Annotated in this window: 20 protein-coding genes; 9 read left to right on the forward strand and 11 right to left on the reverse strand. The window is 67.0% G+C overall.

Annotated elements, in window-relative coordinates:
* Positions 1–35: 35 nt before the first annotated feature.
* Genes CLG85_RS00550 through CLG85_RS00560 form a run of 3 tightly spaced genes read right to left on the reverse strand, consistent with a single transcriptional unit; the run spans position 36 to position 2,894 of the window.
* Positions 36–1,250 (reverse strand): ABC transporter substrate-binding protein, encoded by a 1,215-nt coding sequence (locus CLG85_RS00550; protein WP_095880815.1) that lies wholly within the window; start codon positions 1,248–1,250, stop codon positions 36–38.
* Positions 1,251–1,281: 31 nt separating this feature from the next.
* Complete coding sequence (locus CLG85_RS00555) at positions 1,282–2,196, reverse strand: alpha/beta hydrolase (protein WP_176476473.1); 915 nt, start codon at positions 2,194–2,196, stop codon at positions 1,282–1,284.
* A complete protein-coding gene (locus CLG85_RS00560) occupies positions 2,193–2,894 on the reverse strand; it encodes a GntR family transcriptional regulator (protein WP_095880816.1) in 702 nt (233 codons plus the stop codon). The genes CLG85_RS00555 and CLG85_RS00560 overlap by 4 nt, the downstream gene beginning before the upstream one ends.
* Before the next feature lie 120 nt (positions 2,895–3,014).
* Here CLG85_RS00560 and CLG85_RS00565 point away from each other — a divergent pair, with 120 nt between their 5' ends.
* The 4 genes from CLG85_RS00565 to CLG85_RS00580 all read left to right on the forward strand — a co-directional run bounded on the left by CLG85_RS00565 (position 3,015) and on the right by CLG85_RS00580 (position 6,507).
* Positions 3,015–4,091: an ABC transporter ATP-binding protein gene (locus CLG85_RS00565; protein ID WP_260348177.1), complete on the forward strand. Its 1,077-nt coding sequence runs from the start codon at positions 3,015–3,017 to the stop codon at positions 4,089–4,091.
* Between the two features lie 235 nt (positions 4,092–4,326).
* Positions 4,327–5,097, forward strand: coding sequence for an amino acid ABC transporter substrate-binding protein (locus tag CLG85_RS00570; protein WP_095880818.1), 771 nt, complete (start codon positions 4,327–4,329; stop codon positions 5,095–5,097).
* 4 nt (positions 5,098–5,101) lie between these two features.
* Positions 5,102–5,776 (forward strand): amino acid ABC transporter permease, encoded by a 675-nt coding sequence (locus CLG85_RS00575; RefSeq protein ID WP_095880819.1) that lies wholly within the window; start codon positions 5,102–5,104, stop codon positions 5,774–5,776.
* Positions 5,773–6,507, forward strand: coding sequence for an amino acid ABC transporter ATP-binding protein (locus CLG85_RS00580; RefSeq protein WP_095880820.1), 735 nt, complete (start codon positions 5,773–5,775; stop codon positions 6,505–6,507). The genes CLG85_RS00575 and CLG85_RS00580 overlap by 4 nt, the downstream gene beginning before the upstream one ends.
* 60 nt (positions 6,508–6,567) lie before the next feature.
* On the opposite strand, the gene CLG85_RS00585 is transcribed toward CLG85_RS00580, so the two are convergent.
* Positions 6,568–7,272, reverse strand: coding sequence for a FadR/GntR family transcriptional regulator (locus CLG85_RS00585; protein WP_095880821.1), 705 nt, complete (start codon positions 7,270–7,272; stop codon positions 6,568–6,570).
* Between the two features lie 167 nt (positions 7,273–7,439).
* Here CLG85_RS00585 and CLG85_RS00590 point away from each other — a divergent pair, with 167 nt between their 5' ends.
* From CLG85_RS00590 to hydA, 5 genes are read left to right on the forward strand one after another with little or no spacing between them, the layout of a single operon-like run.
* Positions 7,440–8,225 (forward strand): ABC transporter substrate-binding protein, encoded by a 786-nt coding sequence (locus CLG85_RS00590; RefSeq protein WP_095880822.1) that lies wholly within the window; start codon positions 7,440–7,442, stop codon positions 8,223–8,225.
* A gap of 50 nt (positions 8,226–8,275) precedes the next feature.
* Positions 8,276–8,947, forward strand: coding sequence for an amino acid ABC transporter permease (locus CLG85_RS00595; RefSeq protein WP_095880823.1), 672 nt, complete (start codon positions 8,276–8,278; stop codon positions 8,945–8,947).
* Complete coding sequence (locus tag CLG85_RS00600; protein WP_095880824.1) at positions 8,947–9,684, forward strand: amino acid ABC transporter ATP-binding protein; 738 nt, start codon at positions 8,947–8,949, stop codon at positions 9,682–9,684. The genes CLG85_RS00595 and CLG85_RS00600 overlap by 1 nt, the downstream gene beginning before the upstream one ends.
* A gap of 34 nt (positions 9,685–9,718) precedes the next feature.
* Positions 9,719–10,975, forward strand: a complete 1,257-nt coding sequence (locus tag CLG85_RS00605) for a cysteine desulfurase-like protein (protein ID WP_235865294.1) — start codon at positions 9,719–9,721, stop codon at positions 10,973–10,975.
* A complete protein-coding gene (gene hydA, locus CLG85_RS00610; protein WP_095880825.1) occupies positions 10,972–12,396 on the forward strand; it encodes a dihydropyrimidinase in 1,425 nt (474 codons plus the stop codon). Before CLG85_RS00605 ends, hydA begins: the two co-directional genes overlap by 4 nt.
* Positions 12,397–12,489: 93 nt before the next feature.
* On the opposite strand, the gene CLG85_RS00615 is transcribed toward hydA, so the two are convergent.
* The 7 genes from CLG85_RS00615 to CLG85_RS00645 form a co-directional block, all read right to left on the reverse strand.
* Positions 12,490–12,885: a DUF2147 domain-containing protein gene (locus CLG85_RS00615; protein WP_375796885.1), complete on the reverse strand. Its 396-nt coding sequence runs from the start codon at positions 12,883–12,885 to the stop codon at positions 12,490–12,492.
* 33 nt (positions 12,886–12,918) lie between these two features.
* The gene (locus tag CLG85_RS00620) at positions 12,919–13,746 is read right to left on the reverse strand and encodes an SDR family oxidoreductase (RefSeq protein ID WP_260348186.1); all 828 of its coding nucleotides are present in this window, start codon (positions 13,744–13,746) and stop codon (positions 12,919–12,921) included.
* A gap of 71 nt (positions 13,747–13,817) precedes the next feature.
* The gene (locus CLG85_RS00625) at positions 13,818–15,608 is read right to left on the reverse strand and encodes an acyl-CoA dehydrogenase C-terminal domain-containing protein (protein WP_095881303.1); all 1,791 of its coding nucleotides are present in this window, start codon (positions 15,606–15,608) and stop codon (positions 13,818–13,820) included.
* Positions 15,609–15,647: 39 nt separating this feature from the next.
* The gene (locus CLG85_RS00630) at positions 15,648–17,975 is read right to left on the reverse strand and encodes a 3-hydroxyacyl-CoA dehydrogenase/enoyl-CoA hydratase family protein (protein ID WP_217989713.1); all 2,328 of its coding nucleotides are present in this window, start codon (positions 17,973–17,975) and stop codon (positions 15,648–15,650) included.
* Positions 17,972–19,108: a thiolase family protein gene (locus tag CLG85_RS00635; RefSeq protein WP_095881304.1), complete on the reverse strand. Its 1,137-nt coding sequence runs from the start codon at positions 19,106–19,108 to the stop codon at positions 17,972–17,974. Before CLG85_RS00635 ends, CLG85_RS00630 begins: the two co-directional genes overlap by 4 nt.
* A 64-nt stretch (positions 19,109–19,172) precedes the next feature.
* Positions 19,173–19,583 carry a MerR family transcriptional regulator gene (locus CLG85_RS00640; protein ID WP_095881305.1) on the reverse strand — a complete coding sequence of 137 codons (411 nt, stop codon included), beginning with the start codon at positions 19,581–19,583 and terminating at the stop codon, positions 19,173–19,175.
* A 120-nt stretch (positions 19,584–19,703) separates the two neighbouring features.
* Positions 19,704–21,437, reverse strand: coding sequence for a long-chain-fatty-acid--CoA ligase (locus CLG85_RS00645; RefSeq protein ID WP_217989714.1), 1,734 nt, complete (start codon positions 21,435–21,437; stop codon positions 19,704–19,706).
* Positions 21,438–21,545 lie beyond the last annotated feature (108 nt).

Here is a 21,545-nt window from a genome sequence, read left to right on the forward strand (position 1 = left end):
CGGGAGAATGCCGCCCGGCCGGGTGGTCCGCCGGGTCAGCCGCCGTAGAGCTTGGCGATCTCGGCGTTCATCTCCTCGGCGGTGATGTCGCCGGTGAGCACGCGCTGCATGGCGGTCGGCCAGATGGTGTTGACGAAATCGGCGGTCTCGGAGCTGTTCGGCAGCATCTGCGCGAAGGGCAGGCTGTCGACGGTGGCCTGCACGAAGCGCTGCGGGTGCAGGGTCCAGCTTTCGCTGTCGGCCTTCACCACCGGCAGCTGGCCGGTCGCCTCGTTGAACTTGGCGTTGTTGCCGGCCGAGGACAGGAAGCTGATCCACTTCCAGGCGGCCACGGGATCCTCGGCGCTTGACAACACCGCGGTGCTCTCGTCGCCGAAGGCGGTCCAGCGCCCGCCGCCGCATTCCGGCACCGGCGCGGCGGAGACGTTGTCGCCAAGTGCCTCGACCATGCCGTTGGCCGAACCGATGTGGTGGATGGTCATCGCGGTCTTGCCCGCCTTGAAGGCGCCGATGATTTCCTGGAAGCCGTCATTGGGCGCTGAGGGCGGGAAGACCTCGTCCTTCTGGAAAAGATCGGCGACGAACTGCGTGCCGGCCACGCCCGCCTCCGAGGTGAGCCCCTCGGTCAGGCTGACGCCTTCGGCCCCCAACACGAAGCTGGCCCAGTGGTCGTGCCCGCCCTTGCTGCCGCGGAAGCCGAATCCGTAGACGTCGGTCTGCCCGTCGCCGTCGGTGTCGCGGGTCAGCGCCTTGGCGGCCTCGCGGAACTCCTCGCAGGTGGTCGGTACCTCCAGTCCCAGTTCGGCAAACATGTCCGGCCGGTAGTAGAGGTAGAGCACCACGTATTGCACCGGCAGGTAGTACTGATTGCCGTCGGGGCCCTTCACCAGGTCGATCAGATTGTCCTGCAGGCCCGCCGTGGCGTCCCAGCTTGCCAGCCAATCGTCGATCGGTGCCAGCGCGCCCATCTCGACGAGGCGGGGCTGGGCAAAGGCCTTGACCATCGCCGCATCCGGGGCGTTGCCGCCGATGATCGCCGTATAGAGCTGGTCGTAGTAACTGTTCCACGGCACGTTCTCGGCCTCGACGGTAATGCCGGGATTGGCCTCTTCGAAGGCGGTGATCAGCGCGTCCATCGGGTTGTCGGCATTGTCGAAGTGATACCAGAAGCGCACCGTGCTGTCGGCATGGGCGAGCCCGGCGCTGAGAGCCAGCACGGATGCCAGTCCCAGGGTCCTTGCGAGTTTCATGTTTTCCTCCTCCCTTGGTTGTCCGCCCTCCTCAGGCGGTGATCTGCCGAAAGGCCTCCCCGGATTTGACGAAGGCCTCCCGCGCCTCCGGCAGGGCGTTGCCCATCTGCATGAAGCCGTGCACGACCCCTTTGAAGAGGTCATAGCGGTCGCCGCGCCCGAGCGCGCGCAGCCGGGCCACCAGCTGTTCGGTGTCCGACAGCAGCGGATCGAGCGCGGCGGCGTTGAGATAGAGCGGCGGCAGAGCGCTGAGCTGCGCATCGCTGGCGGCGAGTGGCGCGACGCAGGGCTGCGTGCGGTGATCCGCCGCGGCGTACCAGTCCCAGTAGCGCATCATCTTGGCGCGGGTGAGCCCGGGGCCGTCCGCATTGGAAAGATAGCTCGGGGTCGCGAAATCCGCGCCGTAGACGCCGTAGAACAGCAGCGCGGTCGCGGGCAACTCGGTGCCCTCGTCCAGCAGCCGGAGCATGGCGGCAAGCGCGAGATTTGCCCCGGCGCTGTCCCCGGCAAGGCTCCAGCGGCGACTGCGGTCGCGCGCGCTCCACGCCTCGACCACGTCGTCGAGCCCGGCGGGGTAGGGGTGCTCGGGGGCCAGCCGGTAATCGAAGGTCAGCACCGGGCAGGCGCAGGCCTCTGCAAGACGCCGGGCGGCGCTTTCATGTGTGATCGGCGAGCAGAAGGCCCAGCCACCACCGTGCACGTGCAGGATCGCCTCGCGGCCCGTATCGTTGCGCGGAACGACAAGGCGCGCAGGCATCCCTGCGTGTATCACGTTGCGCGCCTCGGCCATCTCGGGCAGGTCCTCGTTCCAGCGCAGGTTGCCGAGCGCGGCGAGGGTCCGCCCGTGCTGCGGCTCGAGCAGGCTGGGATCGCCGAGCCCCGCGTCCTCGCGGGCAAGCCGGTCGAGCACCGCCTGCATGGTCGTGCTGGGGGCCGTCATGCTCATCGGGGCGCCTCCGCGCTGGTCAGGTCGGGGCCGAAGTCGACGATGGTGGCGATATGGTGCGACAGCAGCCCTCGCAGCGCCTCGACGTCCCGCGCTTCGAGGGCCCGCAGGATCGGCACATGCCGCTCGGCGGTTTCCTCCAGCGCGCGGTTGGGCTGCGAGTTGAGGATCTTGTAGCGGTGGTTGTGGATCAGGCAGCGGGTCAGGATGGGCGTGACCAGCGGCAGGTCGGCGGTTTCGAAGAGACGCGTGTGAAACGCGCGGTCGTGCACCGAGAGCAGGTATTCGTCGCCGTCGCGCGCGGCGTTGCGCATGGCGTTCAGCATCGCCTGCAGATCGCCCTTCAGCGCCGCATCGGCGCGACGGACCACCCGATCGAGATGGCGGCATTCCACGTCGCGGCGCAGTTCCAGCAGGGCGCGGGCATCATCGGCATGGCAGGGCGCGACATGGGTGCCGCGGTTCGGCAGGCGCTTGACCAGACCCGCTTCGCTCAGCTGCATCAACGCCTCGCGCACCGTGCCCTGGCTGCACTGGAAGCGCTGCGCCAGATCGAGCTCGGTCAACGCCTGCTCGGGGGCGAGCTGGCCCAGCACGATCTCCTTTTGCAGCGCAACGAAGAGCGCATGGCTGCGGCGGCTGGACTGGCGCGGCACAAGTTCGGTCACGGTGGGTGTGGTGAAACTCTCGACGGCCATGGCGCGCCGCTCCTCCTCGTGCCCCGCATTCGGGGCTTGTTCGAAAATCTTATTATCGATAACCTACCAATTATCGATAATGCAACCTTGAAATTTCGAGCGGCATTGGAGGAGGACAGAATGGCTGAGATCCGTCTTGAAGGGATCGTCAAGGAATATGGCGCGCTGCGTGCCATCCACGGGGTCGATCTGCAGGTGGACGACGGCGAATTCGTGGCCTTCGTCGGCCCTTCGGGTTGCGGAAAGTCGACCATGCTGCGGATGATTGCCGGGCTCGAGGAGATCTCGGGTGGTAGGCTGAGCATCGGGGGTCGGGTGGTCAACGAGGTCGAGCCCAAGGGCCGCGACGTGGCGATGGTCTTTCAGGACTACGCGCTCTACCCGCATATGACGATCCGCGAGAACATCGGCTTCGGGCTCAAGATGCGCGGCGGCAAGCCCGCCGAGATCGCCCGTCGCGTCGAAGAGGCGGCGCGGATCCTGCAGATCGGCGATTTCCTCGACCGCAAGCCGGGGCAGCTTTCGGGTGGCCAGCGCCAGCGCGTCGCCATGGGGCGGGCGATCGTGCGCGAGCCTTCGGTGTTTCTCTTCGACGAGCCGCTCTCGAACCTCGACGCCAAGCTGCGGGTCGAGATGCGCACCGAGATCAAGCGCCTGCACGCGATGCTGGGCACGACGATGATCTACGTCACCCACGACCAGACCGAGGCGATGACCTTGGCCGACAAGGTTGTGGTGCTCAAATCCGGGCGCATCGTGCAGGAGGGCCCGCCGATGGAACTCTACAATCGCCCCAACAGCCGCTTTGTCGGCGAGTTCATCGGCTCGCCGCAGATGAACATCCTGTCGGGCATTCTGGACCGCAGCACCGGCACGCCGCGGCTGCAGGTCGGCAACGGGGCGCTCGATCTCGGCGAGGTGCCGGCGCAGGACGGCACGAGGCTCGACGTCGGCATCCGCCCGGAGCATCTGATCTGGGCCGAGGGCGCCGCGCCGCGCCTGTCGCCGGTGGTCGAGGTCTATGAGCCGCTTGGGTCGGATACGCTGGCGATTTGCCGTTTTGGTGGCCACGAGATGACCGCACGGCTGGCGCCCGACATTGCGCTGCGCCGCGACACGGCAATCCCTCTGAGCTACGACACACGCGATTTGCATTATTTCGACGGTGAATCCGGCGCGCGGCTGATGGCGGCCTGATCTCGGAGGCAGGCGTCGACGCGCAGCGCAGCCGGCGGGAATGCGTCTCGGGGCGAAGACAGGATCAAGCGCGGCCCCGCCGGGGCAAACGTGCATTCCGCAGGAGGCGTCAAATGCGGAACGGCGTTCCGGCTGACGCGCGTCGCGCGGCGACAGGGGCCTTTTCTTTTCCGAGCCATTGATCCCTGCGCGTGGGGGAGACACCTAGTGCTCTTAATTCAAAGGAGATGACAGGATGCTCAAGTCCATCGCCAAAGCCACAATCCTCTCCGCCGCGATCACCACCGCGCTTTCCGGGGCCGCCGCCGCCCAGGAGGCCCAGACCCTGCGGGTGGGCATGTCGGGCGGCTATTTCCCCTTCACCTTCGTCAAGCAGGATGTGCTGCAGGGCTTCGAGGTCGACGTGATGAACGCCATCGGTGAAGAAACCGGCCTTGATGTAGAATTCGCGACCATGTCCTTCTCGGGTCTCGTCGGCGCGCTGGACGCGGGCCGCATCGACACGATCGCCAACCAGATCACCATCACCCCCGAGCGCGAGGCCAAATTCGCCTTCACCCAACCTTACGTCTACGACGGCGCGCAGGTGGTGGTGCGCGAGGGCAATGACGCGATCACCGGCGTCGAAGACCTGCGCGGCCGCACGGTGGCGGTGAACCTCGGCTCGAACTTCGAGCAGCTGCTGCGCGAGTTGCCCTTCGCCGACGAGGTCGAGATCAAGACCTACGAGTCCAATATCGCCCAGGACACGGCGCTGGGACGGGTCGATGCCTTCGTGATGGATCGCGTCTCCTCCGCGCAGCTGATCCAGGAAAGCCCGCTGCCGCTGGCGCTGGCCGGCAAGCCCTTCTCCGAGATCCACAACGCGCTGCCCTTCCGCAACGACGAGGCCGGCACCGCGCTGCGCGATGAGGTAGACGCGGCGCTGAGCACGCTGCGCGACAACGGCACGCTGACCGAGATCTCGCAGAAATGGTTCGGCACCGACATCACCAGCCCGGAGTGATCCCATGCGGGGACTGGACCTCGACTACATGCTGGGGCTGGTCCCCGTAATTCTCGGCTATGTGCCGCTGACCCTGGGCATGGCGGCGGCGGGGATGGTGCTTGCGCTCATCCTCGCCTCGCTGCTGGCGGTCGAGCGGGTGTTTCGCCTTCCGTGGCTCGACTGGGCGGTGGTGCTCTTCATCAGTTTCTTCCGGGGAACTCCGCTCCTTGTGCAGCTCTTTCTCTTCTACTACGGCCTGCCGCAGGTGCTGAGCGTCTTGACCAGCATCGACGGGGTCACCGCCGCGATCATGGGCCTGACGCTGCACTTCTCGGCTTACATGGCCGAAACCATCCGCGCGGCGATCCTCGGCGTCGACCGCAGCCAGTGGGAGGCGGCGCAATCCATCGGCATGACCCAGCTGCAGATGATGCGGCGGATCATCCTGCCGCAAGCCGCGCGGGTCGCGGCGCCGACGCTGGTCAACTACTTCATCGACATGATCAAGGGCACCTCGCTGGCCTTCACGCTCGGCGTCACCGAGATGATGGGCGCGGCGCAGAAGGAGGCGGCGGGCAGCTTCCTCTACTTCGAGGCCTTCCTTGTCGTGGCGCTGATCTACTGGGCCATGGTCGAGCTGCTGAGTCAGGGTCAGAAGCGGCTCGAAACCTACCTGAACAAGGCATATGCACGATGATTTCCATCCGCGGCCTCACGAAGAGTTTCAACGGCACGGCGGTGCTCGACGGCATCGACCTCGACATCGCGCCGGGCGAGCGCGTGGTGATCATCGGCCCCTCGGGGACCGGCAAGTCGACGCTGCTGCGCTGCCTCAACTTCCTCGACCATCCCGATGCGGGGCGGATCACCATCGGCGAGGTGACGCTCGACGCCGCCCGTGCGACCAGGGCCGAAATCCTCGCCCTGCGCCGCCGCTCCGCCTTCGTGTTCCAGAACTACGCGCTCTTCGCCAACAAGACGGCCAAGGAGAACATCATGGAGGCGCTGGTCACCGTGCAGGGCCGCCCCAAGGCCGAGGCCGAAGCGCGCGCGCTCGAGGTGCTGGCCGAGACCGGGCTTGCCGACAAGGCGGACAGCTACCCGGCGAGCCTCTCGGGCGGGCAGCAGCAGCGCGTCGGGATCGGCCGGGCCATGGCCATCGGCGCCGAGCTGATGCTCTTCGACGAGCCGACCTCGGCGCTCGATCCCGAGTGGGTGGGCGAAGTGCTCGACCTCATGCGCCGGGTTGCGGCGCGGCATCAGACCATGCTCATCGTCACCCACGAGATGCAGTTCGCCCGCGAGATCGCCGACCGGGTGATCTTCATGCACGGCGGCAAGATCGTCGAGGAGGGCGCCCCCGAGCAGATCTTCGGCGCACCCAAGGACGAGCGGCTGCAGCGCTTCCTTAAGAGGTTGACGCACTAGGCCGATCCGGCGCCCGCGGGATGAGCTGCCCGGGCGCGGCTCTCGGGCGCGGGCAGCAGGTCATGGCACGCGTTTTGCCCCGGCGATCGACGCCGTATTGCTGATATGCGCGCGCATCTCCGAGGCGGCCGCGACACCGTCGCCCGATTTCAGGGCGGCGAGGATGGCGTGGTGCTCGGAGATCGAGGCCTCCATGCGCGAGACTTCCGTGTTGGGGATGGGGACGCGCTGGCTTTCGGTCAGCACGTCGTGGATCGACCGGTAGAACATCCGTAGCATGCTGTTCGGGCAGGCATCGGCGATCAGCGAGTGAAAGGCGAGGTCGGCCTCGACATGCGCCAGAAGATCGCCGTTGCGCCAGGCCATCTCGAAGGTGCGCGCGGCTTCGGCAAGCTCGTCCAGCCGCGCTTCGGTCATCGCGGGGGCCGCAAGGCGGCACATCTCGCATTCGATGACGAGCCGTGTCTCGAAGACCTCGGTGATCGAATAGCGGGCCTCGTGGCGCCAGTTCTGCCCTGCCTTCGGGGCCTGCGTCCGCTCGCCGCTGACGAAAGTGCCGCGGGCGGGCAGGGTGCGAATGAGCCCGAGCGTCTCGAGCGTCAGCAGCGCTTCGCGCAGCGAGGCGCGGGACACCCCAAGCCGCTCCGACAGGACCCGCTGCGAAGGAAGCTTGGCGTCGGGCGGGAATTCGCCGCTGCGGATCATCTCCTGGATCCGGCGCGTCACGACCTCGGTGACCGGCAGCTTTCCATAATCCTCGTCCATCGCTCCGTCCTCAATTTGAGCATCCCGTGGCGCCAGGCTTCCCGCGGCACCGAATTTACTGATTGCACACTTGCAAATATCTTGCCAGCGTGATCCTACCGGTATGACTGGTCAGACCAGTTTGTTCGAAGCGAGCTTCGGGCGGCATAACAACAGGGAGAATAATAATGCTCAGGACACTCATCGTTCCGACATGGATCGTCGCCGCAGGCCTTGCTGGCGTTGCGCAGGCGCAGGAAGCGCTCGAGGTCGGCGCGAACATCGGCAATGTACCGTGGGAATTCCAGGACGAGACCGGCGCCTTCGTTGGCTTCGAGGTTGACCTTGCGACCGCCGTGGCCGCGCAGCTCGGCCGCGAGCTGGAAATCGTCAACATCCCCTTCAACGGGCTGTTCTCGGCGGTGCAGTCCGGCCGCATCGACATGGCGATGTCGTCGATCACCATCACCGGCGAGCGTCTGAAGTCGGTGAGCTTCGCCCAGCCCTACTACGACAGCGACCAGTCTCTGACGGTGACCGCCGAAGGCCCCGCGTCGCTGGACGAGATGAAGGACAAGGTTGTCGGCGTCGACACCGGCTCGACCGGCGACATGTGGGCGACCGAGCATGCTGCGGAATACGGCTTTGCCGATATCCGCCGCTACGAGGGCCTGCAGCCAGCGATGCTCGATCTGACCGCGGGCCGGATCGATGGCTACATCTCGGATATCCCGGCGCTTCAGTACTACGTGAAGGACAAGCCGGCGCTGAAGGTCGTGCAGCGCATCGCCACGGGCGAGAAGTATTCCTTCATGTTCGCCAAGGACGCCGAGCTTGCCACCGAGGTCGACGGCATTCTCACCGGCCTGAAAGAGGACGGCACGCTGGCGGAGCTTCATGAGAAGTGGTTCGGCGCGGCGCCCGAGGCCGGGACCTCGACGGTGACCGTGCTCGACATGCCGGCCGCCGAGTAAACGCGCGCGACCCGGGCGCGCGAGCGTCCGGGTCCCTGCAGGGGACTGCAATGGACTTGTTCGAAACCTTCTTCAATCTCGAGGTGCTGGCGCGCAGCTTTCCGATGCTGCTCAAAGGGCTCTGGCTCACGCTCGAGCTCGGCGCCGCAAGCATTCTCGCCGGGCTCGTGCTCGGCCTCGGGCTTTGCATGATGCGGCTCTACTCGGTGCGCCCGGTACAGATCCTCACGCGCATCTACATCGACGTGTTCCGGTCGATCCCGCTGCTGGTGCTGCTCATCATCGTCTACTACGCGCTGCCCTTCGTGGGTGTGCGGCTCTCGCCCTTCGCCTCGGCGATGACCGCGCTGACCATGGTTTCAGGGGCCTATACCGCCGAGATCTTCCGCTCCGGCATCGAGGCGATCCCCAAGGGGCAGTTCGAAGCCGCCGCGGCGCTGGGTTTGGGACACCGGCAGACGATGGTCGACGTGATCCTGCCGCAGTCGATCCGCATGGTCATCCCACCGCTCACCAATAATTCGATCAACGTGGTCAAGGACACGGCGCTGGCTTCGGTCGTGGCGATGCCCGATCTTCTGAAGCAGGCGACGCAGGCGCAGGCGCTTGCGGCCAACCCGAGCCCGCTGATCGGCGCAGCAGCGATCTACCTCGCTTTCCTGCTGCCGCTGGTCTTGCTCGTCTCGCGGCTGGAACGGCGGCTCAACCGGGGGAAAGCATGATGCCGGGATATATCAGTATCCGGAACCTGCAGAAATACTACGGCCACTATCACGCACTGCGCGGCATCGACCTCGAGATCGCGCGCGGCGAGGTGGTCTGCGTGGTCGGCCCCTCGGGCTCCGGGAAATCGACCCTCATCCGCTGCATCAACCGGCTCGAGGATTTCTCGACCGAGAGCGCCATCCACGTCGACGGCGTGCCGGTGCTGCCCGGTGCCAACCTCGCCAAGGTGCGTGCCGAGGTCGGCATGGTCTTCCAGAGCTTCAACCTCTTCCCGCATCTCACCGTGCGCCAGAACATCATGCTCGCACCGCGCCGCGTGCGGGGCACGACGAAGGCCGCGGCGGCAGCGCAGGCCGACCAGTTGCTCGCCCGGGTGGGACTGGCGTCGCAGGCTGAGAAGTATCCCAGTGGCCTATCGGGCGGCCAGCAGCAGCGCGTGGCCATCGCCCGGGCACTGGCGATGGAGCCGCAGGTGCTGCTCTTCGACGAGCCCACCTCTGCGCTCGATCCCGAGATGGTCGGCGAGGTGCTCGACGTGATGCGCGACCTCGCCCAGACCGGCGTGACCATGGTGGTGGTGACCCACGAGATGGGCTTTGCCCGGCAGGTCGCCGACCGGGTGATCTTCATGGACGGCGGCGAAGTGATCGAGAGCGCGCCGCCCGACGCGTTCTTCTCCGCCCCGCGCGAGACGCGCACCCGCAACTTCCTGCACGCCGTGCTGGACCACTGAACAAGACACACCGAAAAAGACACAGGGACAGGCGATGTCAGATTACCAAGATCAGCTCGACATGGGCTTTGTGCGCGGCCAGTTTCCCGCGCTCGCCAAGGAGTGGGCGTTTTTCGACAACGCCGGCGGCTCGCAGACGCTGCAGGGGGCCATGGACCGAATCGTCGAGTTCCTTACCCACCGCGACGTGCAGATCGGCGGCAGCTACGAGATCTCGCAGCTCGCGGCAGAGGCGCTGATGGACGGGCGCCGCGCGGCGCAGACCTTCGTCAACGCGGCGCGGCCGGAAGAGATCGTCTTCGGCCCTTCGACCACGGCGCTGGTCCAGACCCTCGCGGCCGCCATGCGCAGCCAGTTCCAGCCCGGTGACGAGATCATCGTCAGCCATGCCGACCACGAGTCCAACATCGGCCCCTGGGAGCGGCTGCGCGAGTTCGGCGTGGTGATCAAGGTCTGGCCCTTCGACACGAAGTCAATGCGCCTGCGGCTCGAGGACCTCGCGCCGCTGATGGGACCGCGCACCAAGCTGGTCTGCGTGCACCATGTCTCGAACATCCTCGGCCAGATCAACCCGGTGGCCGAGATCGCCGAGTTCGTCCACGCGCGCGGCGCCAAGATCTGTGTCGACGGCGTCGCCTATGCGCCGCACCGGGCGATCGATGTGACCGGCTGGGATGTCGATTACTATATCTTCAGCCTCTACAAGTGCTACGGGCCGCATACCGCGATCATGTACGGAAAATACGAGCTTCTGGCCGAGCTCGACGGGCTCTATCACTACTTCTACGGCAAGGATAAGATCCCCGGGAAGCTCGAGCCGGGAAACCCCAATTACGAGTTGGCCTATTCCACGACCGCGGTGGTTGCCTACATTCAGGAGCTTGGCCGTCGCGCCGGGTCTCAGGCCGAGGGGCGGGCACTCTTCGAGGCCGGCTTCGAGGCCATCGCCCGCCAGGAAGAGGTGCTGACCAACCGCTTGCTCGACTGGCTGCGCGGACGCAACGACTGCCGGGTGATCGGTGATGCGACGAACGAGGGGAACCTGCGGGTGCCGACCGTCTCGTTCCGGGTCGAGGCCGTGAGGTCGGGGGCGGTTGCCCGTGCGATGGACGACCACAAGGTCGCCATCCGCTTCGGGGATTTCCACTCGCGCCGACTCGCGGAGTTGCTTGGCGAGGACCATGACGAGGGCGTCGTGCGGGTTTCCATGGTGCATTACAACACCCTGGCCGAGCTCGAGCGGATGCTCTCGGCGCTGCCGGAAATCCTCGTGAAGGACAGCGCGGCATGAGCGGTCCGCGGCCCGATCTGGTGATCCGCGGCGGCACGATCATAACCGCCGCGGACCGCTTCCGCGCCGACCTCGCCGTGACGGGCGGCAAGATCACCCAGATCGCCGCCCGCATCGAGGACGGCGCCGAGGAAATCGATGCCACCGGTCTGCTGCTGCTGCCGGGCGGCATCGATGCCCATGTCCATCTGGCCCAGGAGCAGGGCGATGGCACCGTCATGGCCGATGACTTCGACTCGGGCACGCGTTCTGCGGTAGCCGGCGGCAACACCACCGTTCTGCCCTTCGCGCTGCAGCGGCGCGGGCAGTCGCTGCGCCAGGCAGTCGCGGACTACCACGCACTGGCCGAGGGGAACTGCTGGTGCGACGTGTCCTTCCACATGATCATCACCGACCCCACACCCCAGGTGCTCGGGCAGGAGCTGCCCGCGCTGGTGCGTGAGGGCTACACCTCCTTCAAGGTCTTCATGACCTATGACGACATGGTCCTGAACGACGCCGAGCTGCTCGAGGTCTTCGACGTCGCCCGGCGCGAGGGAGCGCTGGTGATGGTCCACGCCGAGGGCCACGATGCGATCAAGTTCATGACCCGCAAGCTTGAGGAGAGCGGCCGCACCGCGCCTTATTTCCACGCCGAGGCCCATGCCCATATCGCCGAGCGCGAGGCCACGCACCGCGCCATCAGCCATGCCGAACTGGTCGACGTGCCGGTGGTGATCGTGCATGTCTCGGGCCGCGATCCGATGGAGCAGATCCAATGGGCCAAGCGTCGCGGGCTCAACGTCTTTGCCGAGACCTGCCCGCAGTACATCGCGCTGACCAAGGAGGACCTCAAGGGCCTGAACATGGACTTCGAGGGTGCGAAATACGTTTGCTCGCCGCCGCCGCGGGATCGCGACAGCCAGGAGGCGATCTGGCAGGGGCTGCGGGATGGCACCTTCGATCTCTTCTCCTCTGATCATTGCCCGTTCTACTTCGATGGCGAAGGCGGGACGGGAAAGGACAATCCGCGCGCCCGCACGTCCTTTAAATGGGTGCCAAACGGTATCCCGGGTGTCGAGACGCGGCTGCCGATCCTCTATTCCGAGGGCGTCTCGAAGGGCCGGATCAGTCTCGAGCGCTTCGTTGCCCTGACCTCCAGCAACCCGGCCAAACTCTACGGCATGTACCCGCGGAAAGGCGCCCTGGTGATCGGGGCGGATGCCGACATCACGCTCTGGGATCCCGAGCGCCGCGCCGTGGTCCGTCAGGAAGACATGCACCATGGCGCGGATTACACGCCCTACGAAGGCATGGAGATCACCGGATGGCCGGTGCGCACCATCCTGCGCGGGCGCACGGTCTACGCGGCGTCGGAGGGCGTCACGCAGGAGGCTCAAGGTCAGTACCTCGCGCGTGAGAAATCCCCGCAACGTCTTTGAACAGGCGTGGTCCAGCCTCCCGGATAGGGCAACATTGTCACGGGCGCCCTGCAAGTGGGGCGCCCGTGAGGCCTTTGGTCCCAGGCGAGCTTGCTATTGAACGCGGGTCCAGATCTGCCCGCGGCAGAACCCCAGGACGCAGCCATAGACCTCAAGCCGGTCTCCGGTGAGCTCCATCCTGGAGGAGTACGTCTTGTCGCGGTCGGGCGCCCAGATTCGACCTGCCTCGTATTTCCCCGCGCCCTTGGGCTGCATGTCCCAGACGATCTGCCGCCCGACCGACGCCGATGGGATCGCCCCGCCCCTCGCATCGAAGGCGCGGCTCAGTGTGCCGCAGACCTTGCCTCCGCAGGGCGCCATGGTCACGAAGCCGAAATGGCCGTCATCACCAGGCTGGGTCCGCCAGGTCCCTAGGACCGGATCGGCGGCGAGGGCGGGTGCGGCTGCCAGGATCAGCAGGCTGGCGAGCCGTGCGAGGCGGGTCATCATGGGCTTTCCCCTTAGAACACGGATCAAGAGCGGTCAGCTTTCGGAGACGAAGAGGTCTGTCAGCAGCGGCTCGGTGGGATCGACCGCATAGTGCGAGAAATCCTCGACTCCCGTTTCGCGCAGCACGTCCTCGTCGATGAAAAAATTGCCGGTGCAACTCTTGGCGGGGCGGGTCAGGATGGCGTGGGCTGCGTCGGCGACGATTTGCGGCGTCCGGCAGTTCTTCGGCTGGACCGCGCCGCCCAGCATGGCAAGCGCGGCGGTGTCGATCACCGTGCGGGGCCAGAGCGCGTTGGCGGCGATGCCAAGCGGGCGGAACTCCTCGGACCAGCCGAGCACGCAGAGGCTCATCCCCATCTTCGAGATCGTGTAGGCCACATGCGGCCCGTACCATCTGGGGTCGAGCGATGGCGGCGGCGAGAGCGTCAGCACATGCGGGTTCGCCGCCCGCTTCAGCGCCGGCAGGCAGGCGCGGGTGACAGCGAAGGTACCGCGCGTGTTGACCTGCATCATCAGGTCGAAGCGCTTCATCTCGGTGTCGGGGGTCGGCGTCAGCGAGATCGCGCTGGCGTTGTTGACCACGATGTCGATGCCGCCGAAATGCGCCTCGGCCTTGCGCACCGCCTCGGCCACCGCGGCGTCGTCGCGGATGTCGAGCATGAGGGGCAGGGCGCGCCCACCCTGCGCCTCGACCTCGGTCGCGGCGTCCTCGATGGTGCCGGGCAGGCGGGGATGCGGGGTGACGGTCTTGGCCGCCAGCACCACGTTGGCGCCGTCCCGCGCGGCGCGCAGCGCGATGGCCCGCCCGATGCCGCGGCTGCCGCCGCTGATGAAGAGTGTCTTGCCGGCAAGATCGCCCATTTCGTCCGTTCCTTTCCTGTCCTTTCCTGTCCTGTGCCGCCGCCAGGGCCCGCGCCCCGGCGGCGGCGGGTTCAGAACGCTGCCTCGTCGAGCGCCATGACGGTCTGGCCGCCCGCCATGATCTGCGACAGCAGCGTGCCGGTCTGTGGCAACATCTTCTCCATGAAGAACCGCGCCGTAACCTGCTTGGCGGCATAGTAGCCGTCCGCATCGCCGGTCTCGCGGCTCTTGGCCATGGCGGTCTCGGCCATGCGCGCCCAGAGATACCCCAAGGCAGTCAGCCCGAAGAGGCGCAGGTAATCCGTCGCCGCGGCGCCCGCCTCGTCGGGGTTGGCAAGCCCCCTCTGGGCGATGGTGGCCGAGGCCGTCTGCAGCCGGCCGAAGGCCTTGGCGAGCGGGCCGATGTAGGGCGACATCTGGGGAACCTCGGCCTGCGCCGCTATGTACTCCGAGACCGGGTGGAAGAACCGCCGCAGGTAGCGCCCGCCGTTGGCGCCCAGCTTGCGGCCCACGAGATCGAGCGCCTGGATGCCGTTCGTGCCCTCGTAGACCTGCGTGATGCGCGCGTCGCGGACGTATTGCTCCATGCCGTGCTCGCGGATGTAGCCGTGTCCGCCCAGCACCTGCATCCCGAGGTTGGCGTTCTCGAAGCCGAGGTCGGTGAAGAGCGCCTTCACGATCGGGGTCATCAGCGCGACGAAATCCTCGGACGCCTTGCGCACTTCGGGCTCGGGGTGGTGGGTCTGCTTATCGAGCTCCTTGGCCACCCAGACCGCCATCGCCCGGCAGCCCTCGGTTGCGGCCCGTTGCAGGAGCAACATCCGCCGTACGTCGGGGTGCACGATGATCGGGTCGGCGGGCTTGTCAGGCGCCTTGGTGCCGGTCAGCGACCGCCCTTGCAGGCGCTCGCGGGCATAGGCGACCGACCCCTGGTAGGCCGCCTCGGCCAGCCCCAGCCCCTGTCCGCCGACTGCAAGGCGCTCGTTGTTCATCATGGTGAACATCGCCTGCAGCCCCTTGTGCGGCGCTCCGACGAGCCAGCCCTGCGCCTCGTCGAAGTTCATCACGCAGGTCGAGGAGGCCTTGATCCCCATCTTGTGCTCGATGCTTGAGCACATCACGCCGTTGCGCTCGCCAGGGGCGCCCTCGGCGGTGGGCAGGAACTTCGGCACGACAAACAGGCTGATCCCGCGCGAGCCCTTGGGCGCATCCGGGAGCCGGGCCAGCACGAGGTGGATGATGTTCTCGGTCAGGTCGTGCTCGCCGGCCGAGATGAATATCTTGGTGCCGGTGATGCGGTAGCTGCCGTCTTCCTGTGGCAGCGCCTTGCTGCGCAGAAGCCCCAGGTCCGTACCGCAATGCGGCTCGGTGAGGCACATGGTGCCCGACCAAGTGCCGTCGACGAGCTTCGGCAGATAGGCCTGCTTCAGCTCGTCCGATCCGTGGCTGTGCAGCGCGAGGTAGGCGCCGTGCGAAAGACCGGGGTACATGCCGAAGGACAGGTTCGCCGAGCAGATCATCTCGGTCACCAGCACGTCGGCGGCGGCGGGCAGCCCCTGTCCGCCATATTCCGGGTCGCAGGTGATTGCCGTCCAGCCGCCCTCGCGGAACTGGCGGTAGGCCTCGGGGAAACCCGACGGGGTGCGGACCACGCCGTTCTCGAGACGGCAGCCCTCCTCGTCGCCGGAGCGGTTGATAGGCTGCAGGACCTCGGCACAGATCTTGCCGGCCTCTTCGAGGATCGGGTCGATCAGGTCGGGAGTGAACTCCTCGAAGCCGGGCAGCTCCGCCAGATCGTCGCAACCCAGCAGCTCGTGGTAGACAAAGCGCATGTCGCGCAGGGGAGGCGTGTAATTGGCCATCGTCGCGATGTCCCTTTCTCTGCGGCCCAGGGCCGGGGTTCAGTTCCGAAGCGGCTTGCCGGTCATCAGCATGGACTCGATCCGCTCGAGCGTGCCGGACCGGCGGACCAGCGTCGTGAAACGCTCCCGCTCGAGCTTCAGCAGCTGGCTGTCGGTGAGCGTCTCGATCGGATCGGTGTCCCCGCCCGACAGCACCTCGGCCAGCGCGGCGGAGACGACCTCGTCATATGGCGTCGCCTTGCCCAGCTTGCGGAACTGCTGCACTGCCATCTCCATGGCCACGAGGCCCGACGGTCCCGGCAGCGTGTAGTCCCGCGCCTCGGGCGGCGCATACCCCTCGACCATGGCGAGCGCCCGGGCCTTGGCATCGGCCAGCAGCCGGGCGCGGTTCATGGTGATGCCATCCTCGGGCCGAAGGAACAGCAGCTCCTTGGCCTCGGCAGCGGATTTCGCCACCGTCGCGGTGCTGAGGATCTCGAAGACCTTCGAGGGCGCCGGCATCGGGCCCTTGGGCAGTCGCCCGAACCGCTGCCAGCGGTGCAACATCTCGGTGCAGCCGCCCCAGCCGGGAATGAGCCCCACACCCACTTCGACAAGGCCGATGTAGCTTTCGGCATGGGCCTGCACTGCGCCGCAATGCAGCAGCACCTCGCAGCCGCCACCAAGGGCCATGCCCGAGGGCGCGCCGACCACCGGGAAGGGGGCACTGCGCATGTCCTGGAACACCTGCTGGCCGAGGGCCACGAGCCCGTCGATCTGGTCCCAGGCAGCGATATTGGCGGCGAAAAGCGCGAGGCCGAGGTTGGCGCCGACCGAGAAGTTCGTGCCTTCGTTGTGGATCACCAGCGCCTTGTACTCGGCCAGCACCAGCTTCAGCGTCTTCGCCAGCAGCGTCAGGATCTGGTCGTCCATCGCGTTCATCTTGGAGGTGAACTCGAAGCACAGAACGCCGTCGCCGATATCCCAGACCGCGGCGGATCCGTTCTTAAGCACCGGCTTCGCGCCGCGCTTGATGTCCGCAAGCAGCAGCACGCCGTCGGGGCGGGTCACCGGATGATAGGCACCGTCGAGGCCCAGCTGCTCGAGCCGCCCGTCCTCGACACGGTAGAAGCTGCGGCCACGGGCGCGCTCGAGGATCGGCGGCACGGTCTGACCCTCCGCCTCCAGCCGATCCGCCAGCCAGTCGGGGCCGATCTTGTCCATCAGCGCGAAGGGGCCATCCTTCCAGCCGTAGCCAAGGCACATCGCCTCGTCGATGTCGGCGATGCTGTCGGCGACTTCCCCGGCCAGCCCGGCGGCATAGCGCAGCGTCGCGCACATGACCTCGGCGGCATAGCGGCCTTCGGCACTGTCATGCGCCATCAGCGCCCGGGGGCTGCGCCCGGCCTCCTCCATCGCCTCGGACCGTGGTTTCCGGGCGACAGCGTAGTGGCCGCTCGAAAGGTCGACGGCCTCCTTCAGCTTCTGCCCGCCCTCGCGGTTCAGCCGGTAGAAGCCGCCCTTTCCCTTGCGACCGGTGTAGCCCTCGGCGATCATCCTCTGCACGACCGGCAGCGGGCGGTTGGCGGTATGGAAGGCATCACTCGGCGGCAGCGCGGCGGCAAGGCTCGCGTTCACATGCGGCATGAGGTCAAGTCCGACCAGGTCGAGCAGGCCAAAGACCCCGGTCTTGGGGATGCCGAAGGGCTTTCCGATCAGCGCGTCGGCCATTTCGACGCCGATGCCCTGTTCAGCCGCCTCGATCACCGCCGTTTGCAGCCAGTAGATGCCGAGCCGGTTGGCGATGAAGCTCGGCGTGTCCTTGGCCCGGACCACCGTCTTGCCGAGCCGCCGGTCCGCGAACTCGGTGATGAACTCGGCCGCATCCGCGCGCGTTGCTGCGCCGGTGACCAGCTCCATCAGCCGCATGTAGCGGGGCGGGTTGAAGAAATGGGTGACGAGGAAATCCTGCGCGAAGCTCTCGGGCAGGCCGTCCACCAACGTCGCAAGCGGGATCGTCGAGGTGTTGGACGACACGATGCTGCCGGGCTTCCGGGCGGCCTCGATCTTGCGGTAGAGATCCTGCTTGATGTCGAGCCGCTCGATCACCGCTTCGATGATCCAGTCGGCCTCGGCGAGGCGCGTAAGGTCATCCTCGAGGTTGCCAGCCTCCACCAGACGCGCCGCCTTGCGACCCATGAAGGGGGCGGGGTCGGCCTTCAACATTCGCGCCACGGCACCCTCGGCCAGCGCGTTGCGGCTCGCCGCGCCCTCGGGCACGATGTCGAGCAGCAGCACCTTGGTCCCGGAGTTGGCCACATGGGCCGCGATCGCGGCCCCCATGACGCCGGCACCGATGACGGCGACTTTCTCGATATTGGCCATCATGCGGCCTCCAGCACGGTGGCGATGCCCTGACCGCCGCCGATGCACTGCGTGGCCAGCGCGTAGCGGCCGCCCTCGCGCTTCAGCAGGCTGGCCGCCTTGCCGACGATGCGCGCGCCGGTGGCGCCGAGCGGATGGCCGAGCGCGATGGCGCCGCCGTCGAGGTTGACCCGCGAAGGATCGAGATCGAGATCGCGGATGCAGGCGATGGACTGGCTGGCAAAGGCCTCGTTGAGCTCGATCACATCGAGATCGGCCGCCGAGATCGCGGCGCGCTCCAGCGCGGCGCGGGTGGCGGCCACCGGGCCGATCCCCATGATGTCGGGCGCGCAGCCCTTCACCGCCACGGATTTCACGTAGGCCAGCACCGGCAGCCCGGCCTTCTCGGCATAGCCCTCAGAGCAGATGAGCACCGCCGCGCAGCCATCTGTCAGCGGAGAGGAGGTTCCCGCGGTCACAACGCCCTGCGCATCGAAGGCGGGCTTCAGTTCGGCTAGGCGCTCGAGCGTCGTCTCGGGGCGCAGGCAGCCGTCGGTGTCCACGACGCCACCCCGCCCGGTGATCGGCACGATCTCGTCGGCGAAGCGGCCCTGCTGCAGCGCCGCCGCGGCCTTTTCCTGCGAGTGCAGCGCGAATTCTTCCTGCTCGGCGCGGGTGATCTGCCAGCGCCGGGCGACGTTCTCCGCCGTCTCGCCCATGCCCATGTAGGCCTCGGGGTGGGCGCGGGCGAACTCGGGATGCGGCATCGGGTTGAAGCCCATCATCGGCACCCGGCTCATGTTCTCGACCCCAGCGCAGACAAAGGCGTCTCCCGCCCCCATCGCGATCGATCCGGCGGCGACATGGACCGAGGTCATCGACGAGCCGCAGAAGCGGTTGATCGTGGCGGCACCCACCGTCTTGGGCAGCCCGCTCATCAGCCCGACCAGCCGGGCGAGGTTCAGACCCTGCTCACCCTCGGGGAAGGCGCAGCCGAGCAGCAGGTCCTCGATCGCGTCGGGATCGACCCCCGAGCGCTCGACCAGCGCCCGGATCACCTGGGCGGCCAGATCATCGGGCCGAACCTTGGCCAGCGCGCCCTTGTGGGCCAGGGTGAAAGGCGAGCGCGTGTAGCCCGCGACAACGACACGTGTCATCGGTAACTCTCCGGAGTTGCATGGGGGATGTGTTGAGACGGAACCCTGCGGGGTCCGGCCGGGATCAGGTCTTCCGCGCCGTGGTGGCGGCGGCGGTCTTTTCGTGGCGCTCCAGCGCGTCCAGCGACATCTGCTCGATCTCGCGCAGCTCGCCGAGCGTCACGCGCAGCGTCTCGAGCTGTTCGTCCAGTTCCTGGATGCGGTGACGGACCTTGCCCAGCAAGGCATCGATCTGCTCGCGCTGCGTCGGATCGGCATCGTAGAGATCGAGGTATTCCCGGATGTCCTTGAGGGTGAAACCCAGACGCTTCCCGCGCAGGATCAGGATCAGCCGACCGCGATCCCGGGCGGTGTAGATCCGGTTGGTGCCGACCCTTTGCGGCAGCAGCAACCCCTGCTCCTCGTAGAAGCGGATGGTGCGCGGCGTCACGCCAAGCTCCTTCGATAGGTCCGAGATCGAGAAAAGCTTGTCCATAAGAGGCCTGTCGCAACAAAGGGTTGTCCGGTCGCGCCGGTCGCAACCCGCGTTGGTTTGTACCACCACGCTCCGGGCGATGAACAGACCCTTCCGGTCGCGTGATGACGCTGACGTGGATCATGATGCCGCCGCGCCCCCTGATTGGGCAGACGCGGCGCGCGCGGCTTCGCTGTCGAGAAGAGCCTTCTTCGACAGCTTGCCGACCGGGGTCTTCGGCAGGCTCTCGCAGATCTGGATGTGCTTGGGCATCTCGATGGGCGAGAGATATTCCTTGAGGAAGTCCTGCAGCGCGTCCTCGGGAGTCTCGAGGGGGGTCTTCAGCACCACGAACGCCTTGGGCGCGCTGCCGCGATAGGCGTCCGGCACGCCGATCACCGCGGCCTCGGCCACCGCCGGGTGCTGGTAGAGGGCTTCTTCGATGACCCGCGGGTAGACGTTGTAGCCGCTGCAGAGGATCACGTCCTTGATCCGGTCGACGATGAAATAGAAGCCGTCCTCGTCGACATAGCCGACATCCCCGGTCCGCAGCGCGCCGTCGACGAAGGTCGCACGAGTCTCGTCAGGGCGGTTCCAATAGCCCTGCATGACCTGCGGGCCGCGCACGCAGAGCTCGCCCTTTTCATGTGGTCCGCACAGGCGGGTCGGGTCGGCGAGATCGCGGATCTCCACCTGCGTGCCGGCCAGCGGCTTGCCGATTGATCCGTCGCGCGCGCTGCCGTCGAAGGGGTTGCAGCAGACCACCGGCGAGCTTTCGGACAGGCCGTAGCCTTCGCTGAGGCGGCAGCCGCTCAGGGCCTCGAAGCCGCGGCGGACCTCGCCCGGCAGGGGCGCGCCTCCCGAGATGCAGCAGCGCAGCGAGGACAGATCCGCCGGGCGCTTCTCGAGCGCGTGGTTGATCGCGGTGTAGAGCGTCGGCACGCCGGGAAAGAGCGTCGGCTTCTGGCGCTCGATCACCTTGATCGTTCCCTCGATGTCGAAGCGCGGCACCAGGATGATCTCGGCGGCGATCCGCACGGCGAGGTTCATCGCCACGGTCATGCCGAAGACATGGAACAGCGGCAGCACCGCCAGAACCCGCTCCTCGCCCATTTTGGGAGCGGGCAGCCGCTGGAGGATCTGCTCGGCATTGGCGACGATATTGGCGTGGGTCAGCATCGCGCCCTTGGAAAGCCCGGTTGTTCCGCCGGTGTATTGCAGGGTGGCAAGGTCGGTCTCGGGGGTGATCGCGGGCGGGGTCACGGCGCCGGGCGTCCGGGTCAGCTGCCGGAAAGAGATGTGCCGGGCATCGGTGGGAATGCGGGCAAGCTCGTGGCGTTTCAGAAGCGGGAAGAGCAGTCCCTTGAGCGGGGGCAACATCTCGGCCATCGGACAGATGACCAGCCGCTCCAGCGCGCCGCGCCCGAGCTGCGCCGCCACCTTGGGATAGATCGCGGCCAAATCCGTGGTGACCATGAGCGAAATGCCCGAGTCCTCGATCTGGTGCTGCAGCTCGCGGGGGGCATAGAGCGGGTTGAAGTTCACCACCGTGCCGCCGGCCTTGAGCACCGCGAAGTAGCAGATGACGAAGGCAGGCATGTTGGGCAGGCAGAGCCCGACGCGGACACCCTTGGTGACGCCTTGCTGCGCAAAACCCGCAGCCGCCCGGTCAACAAGCGCGCCGAGCTCCCGATAGCTGTAGCGGCGCCCGAGGAAATGCATGGCGGGGCGATCGCCGTGCAGGCGCACCGCGCTGTCGAGGAGCGCGGAGACGGTTCCGGCGAGGGTGGGCATCTCGCCCGCGGCGGGCTCGGACGCACCCGTGGCATCCCGGGGCGGGATCAGAGTGTCGGGTGCGATGTCATTCGGGCTCATGAGCAAGGGCTCCGGGTACAGGACGGCTGGTCCGGCGCTCGGGGAGCGCAGGCTGTTGGTCATGGCCAGGGATCCCGGACATGGCTCTTTCGTTGGGGTGGCAGGTGC

It is taken from the genome of Alloyangia mangrovi (assembly GCF_002300555.2).
Lineage (GTDB): Bacteria > Pseudomonadota > Alphaproteobacteria > Rhodobacterales > Rhodobacteraceae > Salipiger > Salipiger mangrovi.

What these genes read in the sequence shown, in the direction of transcription:
- CLG85_RS00600 (WP_095880824.1), top strand. Translation starts at nt 8,947, where the DNA reads ATGCCGGGATATATCAGTATCCGGAACCTGCAGAAATACTACGGCCAC.
- CLG85_RS00630 (WP_217989713.1), bottom strand. Translation starts at nt 17,975, where the DNA reads ATGATGGCCAATATCGAGAAAGTCGCCGTCATCGGTGCCGGCGTCATG.
- CLG85_RS00590 (WP_095880822.1), top strand. Translation starts at nt 7,440, where the DNA reads ATGCTCAGGACACTCATCGTTCCGACATGGATCGTCGCCGCAGGCCTT.
- CLG85_RS00595 (WP_095880823.1), top strand. Translation starts at nt 8,276, where the DNA reads ATGGACTTGTTCGAAACCTTCTTCAATCTCGAGGTGCTGGCGCGCAGC.
- CLG85_RS00605 (WP_235865294.1), top strand. Translation starts at nt 9,719, where the DNA reads ATGTCAGATTACCAAGATCAGCTCGACATGGGCTTTGTGCGCGGCCAG.
- CLG85_RS00575 (WP_095880819.1), top strand. Translation starts at nt 5,102, where the DNA reads ATGCGGGGACTGGACCTCGACTACATGCTGGGGCTGGTCCCCGTAATT.
- CLG85_RS00620 (WP_260348186.1), bottom strand. Translation starts at nt 13,746, where the DNA reads ATGGGCGATCTTGCCGGCAAGACACTCTTCATCAGCGGCGGCAGCCGC.
- CLG85_RS00640 (WP_095881305.1), bottom strand. Translation starts at nt 19,583, where the DNA reads ATGGACAAGCTTTTCTCGATCTCGGACCTATCGAAGGAGCTTGGCGTG.
- CLG85_RS00615 (WP_375796885.1), bottom strand. Translation starts at nt 12,885, where the DNA reads ATGATGACCCGCCTCGCACGGCTCGCCAGCCTGCTGATCCTGGCAGCC.
- CLG85_RS00560 (WP_095880816.1), bottom strand. Translation starts at nt 2,894, where the DNA reads ATGGCCGTCGAGAGTTTCACCACACCCACCGTGACCGAACTTGTGCCG.
- CLG85_RS00625 (WP_095881303.1), bottom strand. Translation starts at nt 15,608, where the DNA reads ATGGCCAATTACACGCCTCCCCTGCGCGACATGCGCTTTGTCTACCAC.
- CLG85_RS00580 (WP_095880820.1), top strand. Translation starts at nt 5,773, where the DNA reads ATGATTTCCATCCGCGGCCTCACGAAGAGTTTCAACGGCACGGCGGTG.
- CLG85_RS00555 (WP_176476473.1), bottom strand. Translation starts at nt 2,196, where the DNA reads ATGAGCATGACGGCCCCCAGCACGACCATGCAGGCGGTGCTCGACCGG.
- CLG85_RS00550 (WP_095880815.1), bottom strand. Translation starts at nt 1,250, where the DNA reads ATGAAACTCGCAAGGACCCTGGGACTGGCATCCGTGCTGGCTCTCAGC.
- CLG85_RS00645 (WP_217989714.1), bottom strand. Translation starts at nt 21,437, where the DNA reads ATGAGCCCGAATGACATCGCACCCGACACTCTGATCCCGCCCCGGGAT.
- CLG85_RS00570 (WP_095880818.1), top strand. Translation starts at nt 4,327, where the DNA reads ATGCTCAAGTCCATCGCCAAAGCCACAATCCTCTCCGCCGCGATCACC.
- hydA (WP_095880825.1), top strand. Translation starts at nt 10,972, where the DNA reads ATGAGCGGTCCGCGGCCCGATCTGGTGATCCGCGGCGGCACGATCATA.
- CLG85_RS00635 (WP_095881304.1), bottom strand. Translation starts at nt 19,108, where the DNA reads ATGACACGTGTCGTTGTCGCGGGCTACACGCGCTCGCCTTTCACCCTG.
- CLG85_RS00585 (WP_095880821.1), bottom strand. Translation starts at nt 7,272, where the DNA reads ATGGACGAGGATTATGGAAAGCTGCCGGTCACCGAGGTCGTGACGCGC.
- CLG85_RS00565 (WP_260348177.1), top strand. Translation starts at nt 3,015, where the DNA reads ATGGCTGAGATCCGTCTTGAAGGGATCGTCAAGGAATATGGCGCGCTG.